The organism is Pseudomonas sp. GGS8 (assembly GCF_024168645.1).
In the GTDB taxonomy this organism is placed as follows: domain Bacteria; phylum Pseudomonadota; class Gammaproteobacteria; order Pseudomonadales; family Pseudomonadaceae; genus Aquipseudomonas.
In genome coordinates this window covers 3,957,606-3,976,601 of record NZ_JALJWF010000001.1, presented here as the reverse complement: position 1 = coordinate 3,976,601, position 18,996 = coordinate 3,957,606, and the positions used below count along the sequence as shown (strand labels likewise).

At 55.6% G+C, this 18,996-nt stretch carries 16 protein-coding genes, 2 other RNA genes and 1 pseudogene; 9 read left to right on the top strand and 10 right to left on the bottom strand.

Annotation, left to right across the window (positions count from 1 at the left end; all coding sequences use genetic code 11):
* Nucleotides 1-8 precede the first annotated feature (8 nt).
* The 5 genes from ccoS to J3D54_RS18020 all read left to right on the top strand — a co-directional run bounded on the left by ccoS (nt 9) and on the right by J3D54_RS18020 (nt 3,998).
* On the top strand, nt 9-227 hold the full coding sequence (gene ccoS / locus J3D54_RS18040; RefSeq protein ID WP_253420882.1) for a cbb3-type cytochrome oxidase assembly protein CcoS: 219 nt from the start codon (nt 9-11) through the stop codon (nt 225-227).
* Entirely contained in the window at nt 220-903 is a 684-nt protein-coding gene (locus J3D54_RS18035) for a sulfite exporter TauE/SafE family protein (protein ID WP_253420879.1), read from the top strand. The genes ccoS and J3D54_RS18035 overlap by 8 nt, the downstream gene beginning before the upstream one ends.
* 256 nt (nt 904-1,159) lie before the next feature.
* Complete coding sequence (gene hemN / locus J3D54_RS18030) at nt 1,160-2,542, top strand: oxygen-independent coproporphyrinogen III oxidase (RefSeq protein ID WP_253420876.1); 1,383 nt, start codon at nt 1,160-1,162, stop codon at nt 2,540-2,542.
* 93 nt (nt 2,543-2,635) lie between these two features.
* A complete protein-coding gene (gene fnr / locus J3D54_RS18025) occupies nt 2,636-3,370 on the top strand; it encodes a fumarate/nitrate reduction transcriptional regulator Fnr (RefSeq protein WP_253420873.1) in 735 nt (244 codons plus the stop codon).
* A gap of 79 nt (nt 3,371-3,449) precedes the next feature.
* Nucleotides 3,450-3,998, top strand: coding sequence for an adenine phosphoribosyltransferase (locus J3D54_RS18020; protein WP_007933355.1), 549 nt, complete (start codon nt 3,450-3,452; stop codon nt 3,996-3,998).
* A gap of 117 nt (nt 3,999-4,115) precedes the next feature.
* Here the strand turns inward: J3D54_RS18020 and recR are convergent, their stop codons facing one another.
* From recR to dnaX, 4 genes and pseudogenes are all read right to left on the bottom strand, one after another.
* Nucleotides 4,116-4,718, bottom strand: a complete 603-nt coding sequence (gene recR, locus J3D54_RS18015; RefSeq protein ID WP_253420870.1) for a recombination mediator RecR — start codon at nt 4,716-4,718, stop codon at nt 4,116-4,118.
* A 75-nt stretch (nt 4,719-4,793) separates the two neighbouring features.
* Nucleotides 4,794-4,918, bottom strand: a pseudogene (locus J3D54_RS18010) (NADP-dependent oxidoreductase); the annotation flags it as partial.
* Nucleotides 4,919-5,210: 292 nt separating this feature from the next.
* A complete protein-coding gene (locus J3D54_RS18005) occupies nt 5,211-5,549 on the bottom strand; it encodes a YbaB/EbfC family nucleoid-associated protein (RefSeq protein ID WP_007933349.1) in 339 nt (112 codons plus the stop codon).
* 67 nt (nt 5,550-5,616) lie between these two features.
* Nucleotides 5,617-7,725 (bottom strand): DNA polymerase III subunit gamma/tau, encoded by a 2,109-nt coding sequence (gene dnaX / locus J3D54_RS18000; RefSeq protein WP_253420867.1) that lies wholly within the window; start codon nt 7,723-7,725, stop codon nt 5,617-5,619.
* Between the two features lie 145 nt (nt 7,726-7,870).
* Between dnaX and J3D54_RS17995 the strand changes: the two genes are divergently transcribed.
* Nucleotides 7,871-8,614: an ABC transporter substrate-binding protein gene (locus J3D54_RS17995; protein WP_253420864.1), complete on the top strand. Its 744-nt coding sequence runs from the start codon at nt 7,871-7,873 to the stop codon at nt 8,612-8,614.
* Nucleotides 8,615-8,644: 30 nt separating this feature from the next.
* Here the strand turns inward: J3D54_RS17995 and J3D54_RS17990 are convergent, their stop codons facing one another.
* Nucleotides 8,645-10,345 (bottom strand): bifunctional diguanylate cyclase/phosphodiesterase, encoded by a 1,701-nt coding sequence (locus J3D54_RS17990; protein WP_253420861.1) that lies wholly within the window; start codon nt 10,343-10,345, stop codon nt 8,645-8,647.
* Between the two features lie 409 nt (nt 10,346-10,754).
* Between J3D54_RS17990 and J3D54_RS17985 the strand changes: the two genes are divergently transcribed.
* Nucleotides 10,755-11,069 carry a helix-turn-helix domain-containing protein gene (locus tag J3D54_RS17985; protein WP_237884940.1) on the top strand — a complete coding sequence of 105 codons (315 nt, stop codon included), beginning with the start codon at nt 10,755-10,757 and terminating at the stop codon, nt 11,067-11,069.
* A 182-nt stretch (nt 11,070-11,251) separates the two neighbouring features.
* On the opposite strand, the gene ffs (J3D54_RS17980) is transcribed toward J3D54_RS17985, so the two are convergent.
* Nucleotides 11,252-11,348, bottom strand: an RNA gene (gene ffs / locus J3D54_RS17980) — signal recognition particle sRNA small type.
* Nucleotides 11,349-11,621: 273 nt separating this feature from the next.
* Between ffs (J3D54_RS17980) and J3D54_RS17975 the strand changes: the two genes are divergently transcribed.
* Entirely contained in the window at nt 11,622-12,389 is a 768-nt protein-coding gene (locus tag J3D54_RS17975) for a DEAD/DEAH box helicase family protein (protein WP_253420858.1), read from the top strand.
* A 215-nt stretch (nt 12,390-12,604) separates the two neighbouring features.
* Complete coding sequence (locus tag J3D54_RS17970; RefSeq protein ID WP_253420855.1) at nt 12,605-14,146, top strand: helicase C-terminal domain-containing protein; 1,542 nt, start codon at nt 12,605-12,607, stop codon at nt 14,144-14,146.
* A 371-nt stretch (nt 14,147-14,517) separates the two neighbouring features.
* On the opposite strand, the gene J3D54_RS17965 is transcribed toward J3D54_RS17970, so the two are convergent.
* From J3D54_RS17965 to J3D54_RS17950, 4 genes are all read right to left on the bottom strand, one after another.
* Complete coding sequence (locus J3D54_RS17965; protein WP_253420852.1) at nt 14,518-16,473, bottom strand: hypothetical protein; 1,956 nt, start codon at nt 16,471-16,473, stop codon at nt 14,518-14,520.
* Between the two features lie 54 nt (nt 16,474-16,527).
* Entirely contained in the window at nt 16,528-17,256 is a 729-nt protein-coding gene (locus J3D54_RS17960; protein WP_253420849.1) for a hypothetical protein, read from the bottom strand.
* Nucleotides 17,257-17,575: 319 nt separating this feature from the next.
* An RNA gene (gene ffs, locus J3D54_RS17955) (signal recognition particle sRNA small type) lies at nt 17,576-17,672 on the bottom strand.
* 155 nt (nt 17,673-17,827) lie between these two features.
* On the bottom strand, nt 17,828-18,991 hold the full coding sequence (locus J3D54_RS17950) for a putative zinc-binding metallopeptidase (RefSeq protein WP_253420846.1): 1,164 nt from the start codon (nt 18,989-18,991) through the stop codon (nt 17,828-17,830).
* Between the last annotated feature and the right edge of the window lie 5 nt (nt 18,992-18,996).

Here is an 18,996-nt window from a genome sequence, read left to right as displayed (position 1 = left end):
GAGTCCAGATGCCAGCTCTCTACGTGATGATCCCGGCCGCGCTGCTGATCGTGGCCATCGCTATCTACATCTTCTTCTGGGCGGTCGACAGCGGTCAGTACGACGACCTCGACGGCCCGGCCCACAGCATCCTGTTCGACGACCAGGACCCGAAGCACATGGCAGCGGTCGATGAGGCCAGCGGCCATCCGGTCAAACCGGACGACAAGGCGCCACCCCATGCTTGAGTTGGCGCCACTGCTGGTGTCGGCGCTCATCCTCGGGCTACTCGGTGGCGGCCATTGCCTGGGCATGTGCGGCGGTTTGATGGGCGCGCTGACTCTGGCGATTCCCAAGGAACAACGCAGCCGACGCTTTCGATTGCTGTTGGCCTACAACCTGGGGCGAATTCTCAGCTACGCCGCGGCCGGCCTGCTGATCGGCCTGGCCGGTTGGGCCGTGGCCAATAGCCCGGCGGCGATGTTCATGCGCATCCTCGCCGGATTGCTGCTGATCGCCATGGGGCTGTACCTGGCGGGTTGGTGGAGCGGTTTAACCCGCATCGAAAGCCTCGGTCGCGGCCTGTGGCGGCATATCCAGCCGATTGCCAACACACTGCTGCCGGTGTCAAACCTGCCCCGCGCCTTGCTGCTCGGCGCGCTGTGGGGCTGGCTGCCGTGCGGGCTGGTTTACAGCACATTGCTGTGGTCCGCGAGTCAGGGCAATGCGCTGGACAGTGCATTGCTGATGCTGGCTTTCGGGCTGGGCACCTGGCCGGTGTTGCTCGCCACAGGCCTGGCCGCCGAGCGGGTCACGGCGCTGTTGCGCAAACGCAGCGTGCGCATGACCGGCGGCTTGTTGGTGATGGTGTTCGGCATCTGGACCTTGCCAGGGCCGCATCAGCATTGGTTGATGGGGCATTAGACCTGTGGCGAGGGGGCTTGCCCCCGTTGGGTTGCGAAGCGACCCCAAAAACACTGCACCGCACCTTTTCAGAACGACCATGTCCGCCGACTCAACGACTGCTTCGCAGCCGAACGGGGCGGTGCGGCGTTCCGACAAGCCCTCTCGCCACAAAAACTATCGCTATCGCCAATCACCGTTGATGCAAATCAAGATGCCGCAACGCCGCAGCCCCTAGACTCGCCGACACTGCCAGCCTATCCGGGGGAATGCCCGCATGCTCGACGCCATTCGTTGGGACACAGATCTGATCCGCCGTTACGACCTGGCGGGACCACGCTACACCTCGTATCCGACGGCCGTACAATTCGACAGCCAGGTCGGCACCTTCGACCTGTTTCATGCCCTGCGCGACAGCCGCAAGGCGCTGCGGCCGTTATCCCTGTATGTGCATGTGCCGTTCTGCGCGAACATCTGCTACTACTGCGCCTGCAACAAAGTCATCACCAAGGACCGCGGCCGTGCCCTGCCCTATTTGCAGCGCCTGGAACAGGAAATCCAGCTGATTGCCTGCCACCTCGACCCCGCGCAAAAAGTCGAGCAACTGCATTTCGGCGGCGGCACACCGACCTTTCTCAGCCACGATGAACTGCGTCAGCTGATGGCCCGACTGCGCAAGCATTTCAATCTGCTGGACAACGATTCCGGCGACTACGGCATCGAGATCGACCCGCGCGAGGCCGACTGGTCGACCATGGGTCTGCTCCGGGAGCTGGGCTTCAACCGGGTCAGCATCGGCCTGCAAGACCTCGACCCGGCGGTACAGCGGGCAGTCAATCGTCTGCAAAGCCTGGAAGAAACCCGCGCAGTGATCGACGCCGCCCGGACCCTGCAATTTCGTTCGATCAACATCGATCTGATTTATGGCCTGCCGAAGCAGACGCCCGAGAACTTCGCCCGCACCGTCGACGAAGTAATCAGCCTGCAACCGGACCGGCTCTCGGTGTTCAACTACGCTCATCTGCCAGAGCGCTTCATGCCGCAACGACGGATCAACAGCAACGATCTACCGGCGCCGGCGCAGAAGCTGGAAATGCTCCAGCGCACCATCGAACAATTGACGGCCGCCGGTTACCGCTATATCGGCATGGACCACTTCGCCCTGCCCGATGATGAACTGGCGATTGCCCAGGAAGAATCGACCCTGCAACGCAACTTCCAGGGCTACACCACCCACGGCCATTGCGATCTGATCGGTCTGGGGGTATCGGCCATCAGCCAGATCGGCGACCTGTACTGCCAGAACAGCAGCGACCTGACCCAGTACCAGAACGCTTTGGCGTCCGCGCAACTGGCCACTAACCGTGGCCTGGTATGCAACGCCGACGATCGCTTGCGCAGGGCAGTGATCCAGCAACTGATTTGCCATTTCGACCTGGAATTCGCGGAAATCGAGCAGGCCTTCAACATCGATTTTCGCGGTTACTTCGGCGAGCTCTGGCCACAGCTGCAGGACATGGCCAAGGACGGGTTGATCGAGCTCGACAATGAACGGATCACCGTACTCCCCGCAGGCCGACTGCTGGTGCGCTCGGTGTGCATGGTGTTCGATGCATACCTGGAACACACCAACCGCCAGCGCTTTTCACGAGTGATCTAAGGCCTTGCGGTTAAATTGTCGCAGGCTGGCCCGAATGTCCTCCCGTGGGTTACCCTTACGGCTTATGTGTGTTTTCCCACAAGGATTAAAGAAATGTCCGAGCCAGTAAAACTGCGCGCTCATAGCCAGGCCCATTGCAAGGATTGCAGCCTGGCCCCTCTCTGCCTGCCACTTTCTCTGAATCTGGAAGACATGGATGCGCTGGACGAAATCGTTAAACGTGGTCGGCCGCTGAAAAAAGGCGAGTTTCTGTTTCGCCAGGGAGACACGTTCGATTCCGTTTATGCAGTACGCTCCGGCGCCCTGAAGACTTTCAGCCTGAGCGATGGCGGCGAAGAACAACTCACCGGTTTCCATTTGCCGAGTGAACTGGTCGGCCTGTCGGGCATGGACACCGAAAAGCACCCGGTCTCGGCGCAAGCCCTGGAAACCACATCGGTGTGCGAGATCCCGTTTGAGCGCCTCGACGAACTGGCCCTGCAACTGCCACAACTTCGCCGTCAGTTAATGCGAGTGATGAGTCGCGAGATTCGTGACGATCAGCAAATGATGTTGCTACTGTCGAAGAAAACCGCCGACGAGCGCATCGCTACCTTTCTGGTCAACCTCTCGGCCCGTTTCCGCGCTCGGGGCTTCTCGGCCAACCAGTTCCGGTTGAGCATGTCGCGCAACGAAATCGGCAATTACCTGGGCCTGGCGGTGGAAACCGTGTCCCGGGTGTTCACCCGCTTCCAGCAAAACGAACTGATCGCCGCCGAGGGCAAGGAAGTGCACATCCTCGACCCGATCCAACTCTGCGCCCTGGCCGGCGGTTCGCTCGACGGCTGATCCCGGCAACGGCGGCTGAGCGAAACGGTTCATCCGCCGTTATACTGCGGCGTTTGCAGCCCGCCAGGACACTTGGACGATGGTTATCGACTCCTTCGACATCAAATCCCTGATCCGCCCCGTGATCGATTTCCCCAAGCCGGGCGTGATCTTTCGCGACATTACCCCGCTGTTCCAGTCGCCCACGGCCCTGCGCCTGGTGATGGACAGTTTTGCCCATCGTTACGTCGAGGCCGACTTCACCCACATCGGCGCCATGGACGCGCGCGGTTTCCTGATCGGCTCGATATTGGCGTATCAGCTGAACAAGCCATTGGTGCTGTTCCGCAAGCAGGGCAAATTGCCCGCCGACGTGCTGGCCGAAGGTTACGCGACCGAGTACGGCGAAGCCTTCCTCGAAGTCCACGCCGACAGCCTGTGCGAGGGTGATTCGGTGGTGCTGTTCGATGACTTGATCGCCACCGGCGGCACGCTGATTGCGGCGGCCAACCTGGTTCGGCGCATGGGCGCGCGGGTGCATGAAGCGGCGGCGATCATTGACTTGCCGGAGCTGGGTGGTTCGCAACGGCTGGAAGACATGGGAATACCGACTTTCTGTCTGACGCAGTTTGCGTTGAGCGATAAGTAAGGCAGCGTCTGGAAGGCCGCCATCGCGGGCAAGCCCGCTCCCACAGGGTGTTATGCTACTCGCACATTCAATCTGGGAGCGGGCTTGCTCGCGATGGCGTCAGCCCAGACAGCACCGTTACAACGAAATCGGCTTACGCCCGGCAAACGAATGTGCCAATGTCCCGCCGTCCACCAGCTCCAGCTCGCCACCCAACGGCACGCCATGGGCGATGCGCGAGGCGATCAGGCCTTTGTTGCTGAGCAACTGGGCGATGTAATGCGCCGTGGCCTCGCCTTCCACCGTCGGGTTGGTGGCGAGGATGACTTCGGTAAACGTGCCCGCCTCTTCGATCCGCGCCATCAGTTGTGGAATGCCGATGGCTTCCGGCCCCAACCCGTCCAAGGGCGACAAGTGGCCCTTGAGCACGAAGTAGCGACCGCGGAAACCGGTCTGCTCCACGGCGTAAACGTCCATTGGACCCTCCACCACACACAGCAAGGTGTCGTCGCGGCGTGAATCAGCGCATTGCGGGCACAGATCGTCTTCGGTCAGCGTGCGGCACAAGCGGCAGTGGCCCACCCCTTCCATGGCCTGGCTCAGCGCCTGGGCCAGTCGCAAGCCGCCGCTGCGATCACGCTCAAGCAGTTGCAATGCCATGCGCTGGGCAGTTTTCTGACCCACACCCGGCAAAATTCGCAGGGCATCGATCAGTTGGCGAATCAAAGGGCTGAAGCTCATGGGGAAAAAGTCCGACATAACAACGAGACGCGGTTTATACCCGTGCCTCTGTTTAGCGTCAAATAGCAGCGTCAATTACTCAGTCGGCGCCTGCCGCACCACCAGTTTGCCGAAGTTGCGCCCCTCCAGCAGGCCGATAAAGGCCTCGGGCGCGTTCTCCGGCCATCGACCCTGCCTTCACGGAATTTCACCTTACCGTCACGCACCCACGGCGTCGGACGCGGCCGCCATTTGGACTTCTCCTTGATCGATGAATTTCGGCTGTATAGGGAGCAGACCTTTGTGGTGGTGGCGCGTTCGAAGTTTCGTCAGTTGTACCGAGGTAACTTCATCGCGGGCAAGCCACGCTCCCATAGGATCCAGGTGATCCCTACGGGAGCGGGCTTGCCCGCGAAGGCTGCCTCACAGATACCCCATTTCCAACAGCCAGAAACAAAAATGCCAGGCGCGATGCCTGGCATTTTTTTAACCCATCCGACGCGCGTCGGCGAATCAGAATGGCAGCTTCATACCCGGTGGCAGTTGCATGCCAGCGGTCATGCTGCCCATTTTGTCCTGGCTGTTGGCTTCGATCTTGCGCACGGCATCGTTGACGGCGGCGGCGAATACAGCCTCCAGCATCTCTTTGTCGTCTTCGCTCAGGCCTTCGACCAGGCTTGGGTCGATGGTCACGCGCTTGACGTCGTGACGACCGGTCATTACCACGGTGACCATATCGCCACCGGCTTTACCGGTGACTTCGGCGTTGGCCAGTTCTTCCTGCATCTTGGCCATTTTTTCCTGCATCTGCTGCGCCTGTTTCATCAGGCCGGCCATGCCACCTTTCATCATGGGAATCACCTCAAAAGTACTTGGATAAAAACAGCGCCCGGCGAGTGTGGCCAGACGCCTTCAGTTATTAGCCCTGACTGACCAGGGCCTCGACAGGTTCAATAGTATCGTGACGGACCACCGCCCCGAACTGCTGCATCATTTGCTGGATGAACGGATCGCCATGGATCGACTCCTCGGCCTCGCGCTGACGGTCGGCACGACGCCGGGACGCCGCCTGGGCCGGGGTTTCCTGCTCAGGCTTGATCAGCTCGATGCTCAGGGTCAGCGTACGCCCGTGGTGCTGGTTCAGCGCATCGTTGAGGCGACGTTGTTGCGTCGCGTTGAACAGGGCGCTGTGGGCCGGGTCCAGATGTAACAGCCAATTGTCGCCATCGACGGCGATCAGCGTGCAGTTGGCGGCGATGCTGCCGGTCATGCCGGACACCGGCAATTTCGGGAACAACTCCAGCCATTGCAGGGCCAGGCCAGTGGCCGGCATCGCGGCCGGTTCCGGCTCGGGCTCCGCCGCAGGTTCAGCGGTGTGCTCACTGGCCAGATCATCGAGGTAACTGTAGGCCGAATCCATGTCCGGCTCGATGTAGTCCTCGTCCAGCGGCGGCTCGTCGTCCAGGTCCATGCCCGGCGTGGCGGCATCGACTTGGGCCACGGACGGTTCCGGGATCGACGCAACGGTCCATTCAGGAGCGTCCGGCGCGTCCGGCACCACGCTGTCCGGCGTTGGCATGGGCATCGGAGGCAATTCGGGTTGCTCACCGGCCGTCTCCAGCACCGGCTCGACGGCGGGCTGCTGGGCAACCTCGGGCTCTACCGGATCGTTCCAGGGCAGATCGACGACTTCTTCGACCGCTACAGGCTCGACCACTGGCTCGACCACTGGCTCGGACTCGGGCACGACCACCGGCGCGACTGGCTCGGGCGCAACGGCAGGGACAGGCGCTGGTGCAACCACCGGCGCAACGGGAACCGGTGCCACGACCGCAGAGACTACCGGCGCAACAATCGGCGCGGCAGCCACTGAGTTTGCGGAATCAACTGTGGCCTGGCTGATCCCCACTGGCTTTAGCGGTTGCCTCGGAGCGTCCTCGGTGTCTGCTGGCCTGAATGCGAGCATTCGCAGCAGGACCATTTCGAAGCCGCCGCGCGGATCCGGCGCCAGCGGCAAATCCCGGCGACCGATCAGGCCCATCTGGTAATAGAACTGCACATCTTCGGCCGGCAGCGCCTGGGCCAGCGCCAATACGCGATCACGGTCGCCATGGCCGTTGTCGACGCCTTCGGGCAGGGCCTGGGCAATGGCGACACGGTGCAACACGTTGAGAATTTCCGAGAGTACGCCATTCCAGTCCGGGCCTTGCTCGGCCAGATGGCGCACGGCTTCGAGCAACGCCTTGGCGTCGCCTTCGATCAACGCATGCAGGACGTCGTAGACCTGGCCGTGATCGAGGGTGCCGAGCATCGCCCGCACGTCGGCGGCCAGAACCTTGCCTTCACCGAAGGCGATGGCCTGGTCGGTCAAGCTCATGGCGTCGCGCATCGAGCCGTCGGCGGCGCGACCCAGCAACCATAACGCGTCGTCTTCGAACGGCACGTTCTCGACGCTCAGCACATGGCTCAAATGCTCGACCACCCGCTCCGGGGTCATGTTCTTCAGGGAGAACTGCAGGCACCGCGAAAGAATCGTTGCCGGAAGTTTCTGCGGATCAGTGGTGGCCAGGATGAACTTGACGTAGGGCGGCGGCTCTTCGAGGGTTTTCAACAGCGCATTGAAGGAATGGCTGGAGAGCATGTGCACTTCGTCGATCAGGTAGACCTTGAAGCGCCCGCGACTCGGCGCGTACTGCACGTTGTCGAGCAGTTCGCGGGTGTCTTCGACCTTGGTCCGGCTCGCGGCGTCGATCTCGATCAGGTCGACGAAGCGGCCTTCATCGATTTCGCGGCACACCGAGCACTCGCCGCAAGGGGTCGAAGTGATACCTGTTTCACAGTTCAGGCATTTGGCGATGATCCGCGCGATGGTGGTCTTGCCGACCCCACGAGTACCGGTAAACAGGTAGGCGTGGTGCAGCCGCTGGCTGTCCAAGGCATTGATCAGAGCCTTGAGCACATGGGTCTGGCCGACCATTTCGCGGAACGAGCGCGGGCGCCATTTACGTGCAAGAACCTGATAACTCATCGAAAACCGTCGCAGCGAAGGAAGCAGAAGCGGCTAATGCTAGCGGAGCAAGGCCAAAATTGCATCCGGTGCGCTCGTCTATTCTGGCTAAGCTGCACTTTGAGGAGCTTTTATAGGCTCAGGCTTGAGCCGTACCGGAGCGTTTATGCATTTTGCCTTGGGGGCACTGCTATTAGTCAGCCTAAGTGTCGCGGCCGCCGAAGTGCCGTTGCGCTTTGTCGTTCCGGACAGCTGGGCCATGCCCATGGTGCAAATCGAGCAAGGCCGGCCGACCCAGGGCATTCTGTACGACATCATGCTCAGCCTGGCGACTCAGGTCGGTGCGCCGGCGCAATTTCATGTCTTGCCTCGGCCCCGAGTACAGAGCGCCATGGAACACGGCGAAGCCAATGTACGCTGCTTTGTCTCACAAGACTGGTTGCCGGCCCCGACCGGCGACTCTATCTGGAGCGTTCCGTTGCTGGTTCAGCGCGACGTGCTGATTGGCCGGCAAGGCTCTCCCGGTTCGGTCAATCCAGCCGACTTGCCACACCAGTCGATCGGCACCGTGCTCGGCTATAGCTACCCGACCCTGCAACTGCTGTTCGACGCCGACCGACTGCACCGCGAGGACGCACGCAATCAGGAACAGGTGCTGGAAAAGCTGCTGGCCGGACGCTATCGCTACGCGGTGAGTAACCAATGGACCCTGGACTGGTTCAACCTGCGCCTGCTGCCCGACCAACAATTGAAAAGCGTCGCACTGGTGCAGGAACAACCTGTCAGTTGTTACGTGCGCAATGACCCCAAAGTGCCTGTACAACGCATTCTGCGCACGCTGCACCAAATGAAAATGTCGGGAGAGATCAATGACATCATCCGACTCTATACCGGCAACCCGACCCCGTAGCAGCTGCCGAAGGCGGCTACATAGAGCAAGTCAGGCCGTCTGGTCGAGTGCCTGCCATTGTGACGGGGCGACAAACCCCGCCACCCAGGCCGGCACCTCGGCGGGCGGCATCGGGCGAGCGATGAAATAGCCTTGAGCGACTTCGCACCCCAGCCGCAACAACAACTCACCGTGCTCAAGGCTTTCCAACCCCTCGGCAATCACCTGCCGACCGAATGCCCGGGCCAGGCCAATCACCGCCGTGGTCAGGGCCAGATCATCCCGGTCAATCAGAATGTCGCGCACAAATGACTTGTCGATCTTGATGGTTTGGGTACGTAAACGCTTGAGATAACTCAGGGACGAATAACCGGTGCCGAAATCACCCAGGGAAAACTGCACCCCCAGCGCCTGACAGGCCTGCAAACAGGCGCTGACGTGCTGGATATTCTCGATCGCCACCGACTCGACGATTTCCAGGTCGAGCATATGCGGAGCTACCTGGGCATGCCGAGCGAGCACGCGCCTGAGCCGGTCGACAAAATCCGCGCGCTGAAAATGTCGCGCCGCGATATTGATACTGACCGGCCAGCCCTGCCCCGCTTGCTGCCAGCGGTGCAACTGCGCCAGCACCTGGTCCATCACCCATTCACCGATATCGATGATCAGGTCAGTATCTTCTACCAGCGGCAAAAACTCGCGGGGCGGCACCATGCCGTTTTGCGGGTGCTGCCAACGCAACAAGGCCTCGAAGCCGACGACCTCGCCACGACGCATGTTCACCTTGGGCTGAAAGTGCAGGCGCAATTCACCGGCGACCAGCGCCTGACGTACCCGCTCGACGGTCTGGTGCGTGGCCTTGACCTCCTGATCCCGGGACACATCGAACAGATGAAAGCGGTTTCGCCCGCGCTGCTTGGCCACGTACATCGCCTGGTCGGCGTGCCGCAACAGGGTTTCGGCATCTTCGTTGTCATGGGGAAACAGGGTGACGCCGATACTGGCAAACACATTGATGTCCTTGCCGTGCAGCGTGTAAGGCGCCGAGATCGCCCCCAGCACGCGATTCAACGCCGCGCGCAATTCCGGCAGATCACGCACGTAACGCAACACCAGCACGAACTCGTCACCGGCCAGTCGCGCCACTACATCTTCGCCGCGCACGATGTTACGCAGACGCTTGGCCACTTCCACCAGCAACATATCGCCACTGGCGTGACCGTAGCCGTCGTTGACCGCTTTGAACCCGTCGAGGTCAAGCATGCACACGGCCAACGGAATGTTTTCACGCCGGGAGAATTCCAGCGCCTGATCCAGCAAATCCGAGAGAAACGCGCGATTGGGCAGCCCGGTCAGCACGTCATGCCCGACCCGCCATTGCAGGGATTGCAGCAATTGGCGTTTTTCGCTGATGTCGAAACGAATCGACAGGTATCGGTCAACGCGCCCGGTAATGTCGTCGAGCACCGGCACCATGGTGCTGTCGACCCAATACAATTTGCCATCCTTGGCGCGATTACAAATCTCGCCCTTCCAGACATTGCCCAGAGCGATGGTGCGCCACATGACAGCGAAGAAATCAGCGGAATGCAGGCCGGAGTTCAGCAGGCGATGGTTTTGCCCGAGCAGTTCCTCGCGACTGTAGCCGGACACGGCACAGAATTGATCGTTGACGTAAGTAATCCGGCCGTCCAGATCGGTCTCGGAAAATATAGCGGCGGCATCCACGGCCCTGCGGTATTTCTCATCCATGAGTGAGGCTCACTGTCGCTAGCGGAGGTACCGCTCGACCAGCGCATGATGCCCGGAAGAGATGTTTTGAGACGTACAGCGCAGAGACACGTTATCACTCCATGAACAGCATTTGATGGCCCCCGGGATAGCCGAAGATCAACTAGCCTCGGGCAAGGTAGCAACACCGACTCTGGTAATATTTCGCGAGGGTTTCAGACCGCTGACGGCTTCTCTGCATACCCGGCAAGGGAAGACAATACTGGCTGTTTCATATCGCCTAAACTTCAAACTGCAGATCACCCAAAACCCCTCCGAAGCGGCGATTCTACGAAATGCATCACATTTTGCAAAGCAAGGTGATGGATCATGCAGTTGCCTAATGCAAAAATCTATCGTTAAGTTCTTGATTCTAAATGGGAATTGAGCGATGCAAATTTCAAGTTTGGGTCCAGCCATCCGACGCTACCGCAAGGTCGCAGGGCTTACTCAGGCTGAACTCGGCGAAAAAACCGGTTTTGACCCCAAAACCATCAGCCGCTTCGAAACTGGCACCTATACCCCCAGCGTGGAAGCATTGTTCCTGCTTGCCGATGTGCTGGGTGTGAAGCTGAAAGCCTTTTTCGCAGATATGGGCGACGAAGATGAACAGCGGGCGTACCTGTTCAGCGTCATACACAAAGCCACCCCGAAGGATCTGGGAAAGCTGATCGCAGCGGTTGACCAGGCCTTGTCCAAGCCTTAATGCCAGTAAATTAAAAAAGGAGGCCGTCCTGTCGAATCGACAGGTCGGCCTCCTTTTTTATATCACGCTATTTAATTCGGAAACGACAAAACACCGCCCTGGATGAGCGCCATGGCAGGGGAAACAAAACAGTTTTTGGATAGAAAACACGAAAGAGGGTTCGTGTTGCGTTATGGAGGCAACCCCACCAGCCACACCCCGGCACACAATGTTCCCGCTGTGGCTGCTTCCTTCCGGATCTGACCAGGTTCACGGGTAATCGTTGCGGGGGGACCGATGGGGTCACCATAACGACGCTCACTAGGCACCAGAAGAGCTTCAAGCGATTTTCCCCACCACGCAGATGTTAATTTGACTAAATTTACCGCGAGTGGAGGCAGCTCAGGCAAGCCGTTTGCACCACTTATATATCTACTTTTGCGTCAGTCATGGCTACCTAACATTGCACAGGGCGTCCCACTCAGCTAGCGTCAGAATCTCCCACCGCTACGGGCCTTACCACTCTCGCAAGGGCATGGACCGACGGGTTAACTGATATGAGGTAGGGACACCATGATCGACTTTGGCAGTTTGGTTGGAAAAGCGAAAGAAGCGACTGAGTACGACCTCCTAAAGCTGTATTCATCCTTGGACGTTAAAAGCACCCATACGGAACCGCGCACTTCTCAAAAGGAGGCAATGCAAGAGCTAACAGCTCGCCATGACGACAAGGATATAGTTTTAAAAATAAGCACTGGAGCGGGTAAAACTGGAGTCGGCCTTCTCTACTTGCTCGGACATATGCGGAAAGAAAAAAGACCCGGTATCTATTTATGCCCAACGATTCAGCTTGTAGAACAGGTTCTACAGGAGGCGTCAAAGCTAGGAATAGAAGCCTATCATTACCCATCTGGAGAAAAGTATCCACACGCCGCATGCGTCCGAGGGGATGCAATTTTAGTCTGCACTTACGAGAAGCTTTTCAACTCTAGGAGCACATTCCTGCGTCAAGACGTTAACCTCCTTCCCACAGCCATCGTCTTAGATGATGCGCACGCAGGGGCTGAAATTGTCAGAAAAAAATTTACCCTTCAAGTATATGGAGATGCGTTTGAATCTTTAAAGCGCCTATTAGAATCTCGGTGCAGAGCGCACCATTCAACAAAGTGGACCGACATAGAAACAAACGACCCCCTAGCACTATTTGAAGTACCCCACTGGATATGGTCAGACTTATCAGAAGAAATCAGAACAAATCAGAACAAATCAGAACAAATCTCCATTGTTACTCTGAAGAAAGCAGCTTTTTGTTTGTTTGGTCATTCCTCGAGGACAACTTAAAACTATGCAGATGCGTGCTATCCGGCACCCACGCAGAACTCTCGCCAGAAATAATCCCAGTTCATCTGCTGAGACCTTACCACAACGCAAACCACCGACTTTTTATGTCCGCGACCCTCGCAGATGATGCTTTACTAGTAAGAGAGCTCGGAGTTGCCCCATCTGCAGCTTTATCACCAATTTGCCCACCATCAGACCAAGGCCTCGGAGAGAGAATGATCTTGGCCCCGGCGCTAATAAGTCCCGACCTAGACAGAGACTATCTAATGGGATTATGCCGTGATCTTTCAAAAAAACACAACGTTGTAGTTCTCACTTCAAGTGAAGCTGTTGGTCGAGAGTGGCAGGCAGTAGGTGCAAAGTTCTTTTCAGGAGATGACTTCAGCGATGCCGTAAAAAAACTAAAAGACCCAACGTCTGGATTACGGTTTGCTGTTTTTGCACAACGTTATGACGGGGTGGATTTGGCGGACGATGCCTGTAGAGTTTTGGTAATTGATAGTGTTCCGTACGGCGAAAACCTGATAGACAAAAACGATGCGCAAATGGTTTTCACGCCTGGCGGGATAAGAAATAAAACGGTCTATCGTATCGAGCAAGGTATGGGACGAGCTGTACGCTCACATGCAGACTATGCACTCATACTACTTGTTGGCCAAGACTTGGCAACCTACATAGGCCGCACTGAGGTACTCGGCGCCCTCACCGATGAGACACGCGCACAACTTGAACTATCTGTAGAGCTTGCAGATTTAGTCAAAGCGTCAACAGCAGACCACAAATCGTCTTTCGAACAAGTCATCAACCAGTGCTTAACACGAGACCCAGGCTGGAAAAAATTCTATAATTCTCGCATTCGCAGTGCCCCGAAAAACCCTCACACTCCTTCAAGTACAAAAGTCCAACTTGCACACAGCGAGCGTGAAGCCCACTTATTAGCAGCCGCCAATAGAGCATCAGAGGCTGTGCCAAATTTTCGAGCCGCTTTGAACCTTGCAAAAGTAGAGGGTGAAGAACTGGGCATATATCTACAACGCGTTTCACGCATTACATACTACATAGACCCTGCTGAGTCCATGCAGATACAGCAAGCAGCTAGAACCTATTGCAGATCCGCTGCACTTCCACCATCAGCACCTAGAAAACCGGTCTCCCCAGGAGCGAAGACAGCAGCAGAAAAATTCTGTGCTTGGTTTAGAGAGTTTTCCCCCGCCAACGCAGCAGTGATACAAGCCACAAAAATAGAAGGCTCGCTAGGTTTCAACCAGAAATTCCGCGCTGTGGAACAAGCTATAATGGAGCTTGGACAAGCGCTAGGGGCTGATTCCACGCGCCCAGAAATAGACTATTCTGTTGGCCCGGATGTCATATGGTTTTGGGGAAACCACCTATTTGTAATAGAAGTGAAAAATGAAAATCAAAAAACCTTACACAAAGGAGACAGCGGGCAACTCCATGACAGCCTTCAATGGGCAAGAGAAAGCTTCCCTGTATATGCAGATAGGATAATCCCTATAACAGCGGCTAAAGTTTTCATATCTGACCGAGATGCACACTACCCACAAGGTACGCGCGTACTTCTTGAGTCTGGTTGTAAAGCCCTTGCTCACGGACTCCACCTCGCCTGCATTAAGCTTTCTCAACAAGGCCCAGTTTTTGTCACCCCGGAAAACGCAGCAACAACAATGAACGAGTTCAAAATCTCACCCGAACAATTCTTATCGCAACACACTATAAAGCTGGAAGAATCCAAGTAAAAAGATGGCGCCCTCACAATCATTCGATGAGTGAGAGCGCCATTTAACCAACAGAAACCTATCTTCATAGTTTAATAGCTAGACGACTGTACATATATGCCTCTCAAAAAAAACTGTGCAGTGGCTCATTGACCACAGCAAAGGAAGTGAAGCGATTGCTGAACAGGCGTAGCTGCTTTATGGGGGGGGGGGGGGGGCACTCACACTATTATTGATTGAGATCCTTGGTATTCATCCCCACAAACATGACTAAATCAAGAGGCGCAATCAGACTGAGTATTTTCGGGACAGGGTCTGGTCGCCAACTTATATTTCCCCGTCACTCTCAACCATTGAGCGTAAATTATTAGCAAATAATACAACAGCGCCCATCAACTATACAAAAAATTATTTCTGTGAAACCTTAACCACTCTTCAATATCACCTGGAATATATAGATCATGCCTTGCACGGGATGCAGCCGTGTAGACCGCACATATCCTTTGATCGAGTTCGTAAGCATCTTTGCAACGACTATAACTCAAAAGTTCAGGAGCAAGCATTACACTCTCAAACTCCATATTGCCGACATCCTCCACCCTCCCCAGACGATGAGCTTTCCCTTGGGAAGCGTTCTGCGACTGCCCAGATGTCGGCACGTCCGAAACCTTGTATCCATCGGCAAGCTGAGACTGAAGCCAAAGAAATGCATTATCATTGCTATGAACAGCTGCCAACTCATCCCAAGTTGAGTATTGATACAGCATCTCATGCGGCCTTTCGTTCGAGTGATTGAATTGAGCAGATTCGTTTCGATAAAGCCTGACGCACGCTTTAGCAAGCTCTATTAAGCCGTCGGCGTCACCCAATAGTATGAAGTCCTGCTGGGAGTCAACAAGGTATTTTAACCACTGAAATTTCTCCCATACGGAAGAGACTAAGATGGTCGATGGCGCCTTCGGAAATATTGGGTCGCAATACTCAAACACGTTGATTTTTACGCCGCTAGACGCCTCAAACGCTAACTTTATCTTATTCGGATGCGCTTGGATAAGCGGATTCAATATACGCTCAAGATTCTCCCCTGACCTTACCGAAAATGTGACATCACTCTGACGAACATCAAGTGATCTCTTCAAAGCAGGGCCACTCAACCGCTGATACTCATCCCCCAACGTAATTAAAACTTGAGAACTTTTTTTAAGTATCCGCATTAATGATGCAGGTAAATCATGACTCTCATCAATCAGGATATGCGTGTATCTAGCGGGAACAGAAACACCTAAAAGAGAGGCCTTCTTTACCAAAAACATACCCCTCAGAGGCAATACGAAATCTGAGGGATTTGAAGGATCAACGCAATACCATATGCGGTTGGAATACTCTATTAATACATTTGCTTCTACAGCAGAAAGAGGCACCATAAAAAACGGTATGTGCTTCTCACTTATTCTGTAATCAGCCGACTCACAATAAGCATCCAATACCCGCATGCACAGGGAAACGACGTCTGCTGGGGAAAAACCTCTCAACGGACCAATAAGCAACCTTTCTGCAATGAGGGTATTACTTACGTGCGCTGCCGAAGCCCTGTTGTCGATCAACCCTTTATTAAACCTTGCTTCGCCTAGTAGCTTTCGCGAAAAAACCTCAAATGTGAGCCCGTTAAAAAAACTTAATTTCGATCTTTGCTTGAGCTCATTTAGCTTGCTGGTCGTTTTAGCGAGAACCAGCGTCTTACGGACTTCCAAAAACTGAAGCATTGAACCTATAAGATGACTCTTTCCGATACCTGCGTAACCCTGAATATGCAGATGCTCATCCCTATTAGCATAAAAAGTCCTCAACACCTTATCCTGAGCACTGGACAGCCATAACTCTTGATTGCGCTGCGTTACAACCCTACTGTTAAACGCATAATTTCGGAGAAAGTATGCCTTCCTGAACCCCGTATCCCACTCCCCACTGGGAAGTAAGTACTCTTGAGACTTGACTGTATCATCGGGCAGAAGCTCTATATTCTCGCCATGCAGCAAACGAGAGCCGCTGCGAAGTTTACCAACATCAAACAAACGCAGCGCCTCCGCCAGTAAACTCACCTCACTGGACTTATATTTGGATTCATTCCCCCAATGAATAAGCTTTGCCAAAATCTGTTCAGATGCGAATGCTCTGGATTGATCGCTATTGCAACTCTCGAGATTCTGGATCACTAGGACGGCAGCAAGCTCAGCGTCAGATAGCTGCTCAAGCACCTCAGACTCTCCGCTAGCGAGTAAACGCTCAAATACTTCTGCACTAATCGGCAAGAATAAAGGGTTTGAGAAATCATAATGCTCAGAACGCATGCACTACCGCCATATATCTATTAAATTGCAAACCAGGTTGTGGAACTCGGCGATTCAATAATCATCGTCATCAAACTCATCTAGCTCATTGTCTAAATCGCTATCGCACTCAATTTCCAGACTCACGCGCCTTGGACCTTCGATCTCGGATTCAGTTAAAAATTGAGACCAGTACGATGGCTGAGGAAAGCGAACGTCATTTAAGACACCCAATTCTTTCAACCTGTCGGCAACTCTCTGACCAGAAACCTGAAACAGAACTGCAATTTCTGAAACCAGCGTAATGTAGGTATCGTAATTATATCTTTCGTAATCTAGGTAAATTATGCCATGACCACGCCACTTCACCTCATGCTGATCTGCCAAATACCTTACAGCACTTAAAATTTGGTGTTTGGGCATCAACAGACCGATTGCAAATTCATGTAAATTTTTACGAACATCTACTTCATCGGTTTTTTTTGCATCACAGAAAATGATACTGACAACATCCGACACGATCTCGATATGCTTAACGTACTCAGATGTATAAAGAAGCGAGGCGCCAAACAAATAAACCAACCAATACAGTGCATCATTTCTGATATTCTCAGGGCCTGAAAACTCAATCCCACCGGATGCCAATGTTACTACACCTCTGCACTGCCGATCATCGCCAACGTGCAATGTCAACGTTATGCCTTGGGATTTTATGGCCGCGAATACATCAAAGCCGGCTTCCGACACATACTTATTTCTTAATGCGGCCGTGAAACCTTCTATTTCCGTGATGCAAACCACCATTCCCTATCCCCCTATCCAAACGCACTCCGTTAACGACAGCGCATCTACGCACGTTAAACAACGCACTTAAGTAACACCCATGTGCCGCACACCTTGCACTGAATACGGCACAATAACGAACAGAAGGACATAGCCGCAACCGGAAAAACTGACTTCAAGACACAAGTTCAGGGAAAGCGATCCAGTTAGAAAAAATCAGAATATACAGAAAGGGGAGTTCGGAGGCGAAAGCTGGGGTATTGCGACTCACAGACACGTTATCAAAGGGTAGGTAACGAAACATCTGTAATGACTGAAGAATGAATCGTTATGGAGGCAACCCCACCAGCCACACCCCGGCACACAATGTTCCCGCTGTGGCTGCTTCCTTCCGGATCTGACCAGGTTCACGGGTAATCGTTGCGGGGGGACCGATGGGGTCACCATAACGACGCTCACCTGACGGCGAGCCGCGCCATTGTACCTATCTGAGACGAAGTTACAACCGTTCGGGCGGATTAAAAAACATGAGCTGCTTCAAGGACATGCGCTGGCCTTCAAAAGATCGCGACCAGGCCGCGGTCTTTTGATCCTATTGCACCAACACTTCATCCGCCCGGCCGCCCTCTTGCTGGATCACCAGGTGAATGAAGTGCAGCCTGGCGATCACCGCCGGCGGCAAGACGAACGGATAGAAGTCCGGCTGCTCCATGCTGCGTGACAGCTCGTTGAGCATGCCGGCCAGTTCGATCCACGCGTTGACGAACGACAGGAACGCCGGCCCGCCGGGATGTTGCGGGTCGAACAGCGTACTGGGTGGAAACGGCTGATAATCGAACTCCATTTCCTGGACACTCATGCCAAAACCCAGGGCGGTGTCCACCGCATCCATCATGTGCAGGTAGTGAGCCCAGGTTTCCGCCCAGTCTTCCCAAGGGTGCATGGTGGCGTAGGCGCTGACGTAATGTTGCTGCCAGTCGAGCGGCGCACCTTGTTGATAATGCTGCTCAAGAGCCTCGGCGTAGCTGGCACGCTCGTCGCCGAACAGGCCGCGGAACGGTTCCAGCCAGGCACTGTTGGCGATCAGTCGGTCCCAGTAGTAATGCCCTGTCTCGTGCCGAAAGTGACCGAGCAGCGTGCGATAGGGTTCGTGCATCTGCACGCGAACCTGCTCGCGGTGGGCGTCGTCGGCTTCTTTGATATCGAGGGTGATCAGGCCGTTGGCGTGCCCGGTGGTCGGCGGCTTGCCTTCGAGGTCGATACCGATGAAATCGAAGGCCAGACCAGCCCCTTCGTCCACCGTTTTGGGAATGACCTGCAAGCCCAGGCTGAGCAACTGCGCCACCAGACGACGCTTGGCGGTTTCCACTTTGCGCCAGCGTTCGTGATTCTCGGGAATCGACAGGTCGGGGATGGTGCGATTCAGGCTACAGGCGATGCACAACCCATCGTGATGATTGGCCGGCAATAACCAGTTGCACGCAGCCGGGGAATCGAGATTGGCGCAACGGCGGAAAATACCGGCGTCAGGGTCGGCATCGAGCAACCAGGTATCCGCTTGCGGGCCGGGTTGCAGCGATGACAAGCGACTTTGCTGCGGCTGATAGCCCAGTGCCGCCGAACAGGCCAGGCACTGGCTGTTGCGAAAGAACAGCGACTGCCCGCAGCGACAATGCCAGACCTTGCTGTTGCGCGAACGCTCACCCATGAAGGGCGCGGCGATGCGTGAACTGAGCTGTTCGAAGAAGCGGTACATGGCGA

Coding starts and splice junctions, on each gene's coding strand:
- ccoS (WP_253420882.1), top strand. CDS start 9: ATGCCAGCTCTCTACGTGATGATCCCGGCCGCGCTGCTGATCGTGGCC.
- J3D54_RS18035 (WP_253420879.1), top strand. CDS start 220: ATGCTTGAGTTGGCGCCACTGCTGGTGTCGGCGCTCATCCTCGGGCTA.
- hemN (WP_253420876.1), top strand. CDS start 1,160: ATGCTCGACGCCATTCGTTGGGACACAGATCTGATCCGCCGTTACGAC.
- fnr (WP_253420873.1), top strand. CDS start 2,636: ATGTCCGAGCCAGTAAAACTGCGCGCTCATAGCCAGGCCCATTGCAAG.
- J3D54_RS18020 (WP_007933355.1), top strand. CDS start 3,450: ATGGTTATCGACTCCTTCGACATCAAATCCCTGATCCGCCCCGTGATC.
- recR (WP_253420870.1), bottom strand. CDS start 4,718: ATGAGCTTCAGCCCTTTGATTCGCCAACTGATCGATGCCCTGCGAATT.
- J3D54_RS18005 (WP_007933349.1), bottom strand. CDS start 5,549: ATGATGAAAGGTGGCATGGCCGGCCTGATGAAACAGGCGCAGCAGATG.
- dnaX (WP_253420867.1), bottom strand. CDS start 7,725: ATGAGTTATCAGGTTCTTGCACGTAAATGGCGCCCGCGCTCGTTCCGC.
- J3D54_RS17995 (WP_253420864.1), top strand. CDS start 7,871: ATGCATTTTGCCTTGGGGGCACTGCTATTAGTCAGCCTAAGTGTCGCG.
- J3D54_RS17990 (WP_253420861.1), bottom strand. CDS start 10,345: ATGGATGAGAAATACCGCAGGGCCGTGGATGCCGCCGCTATATTTTCC.
- J3D54_RS17985 (WP_237884940.1), top strand. CDS start 10,755: ATGCAAATTTCAAGTTTGGGTCCAGCCATCCGACGCTACCGCAAGGTC.
- J3D54_RS17975 (WP_253420858.1), top strand. CDS start 11,622: ATGATCGACTTTGGCAGTTTGGTTGGAAAAGCGAAAGAAGCGACTGAG.
- J3D54_RS17970 (WP_253420855.1), top strand. CDS start 12,605: ATGATCTTGGCCCCGGCGCTAATAAGTCCCGACCTAGACAGAGACTAT.
- J3D54_RS17965 (WP_253420852.1), bottom strand. CDS start 16,473: ATGCGTTCTGAGCATTATGATTTCTCAAACCCTTTATTCTTGCCGATT.
- J3D54_RS17960 (WP_253420849.1), bottom strand. CDS start 17,256: ATGGTGGTTTGCATCACGGAAATAGAAGGTTTCACGGCCGCATTAAGA.
- J3D54_RS17950 (WP_253420846.1), bottom strand. CDS start 18,991: ATGTACCGCTTCTTCGAACAGCTCAGTTCACGCATCGCCGCGCCCTTC.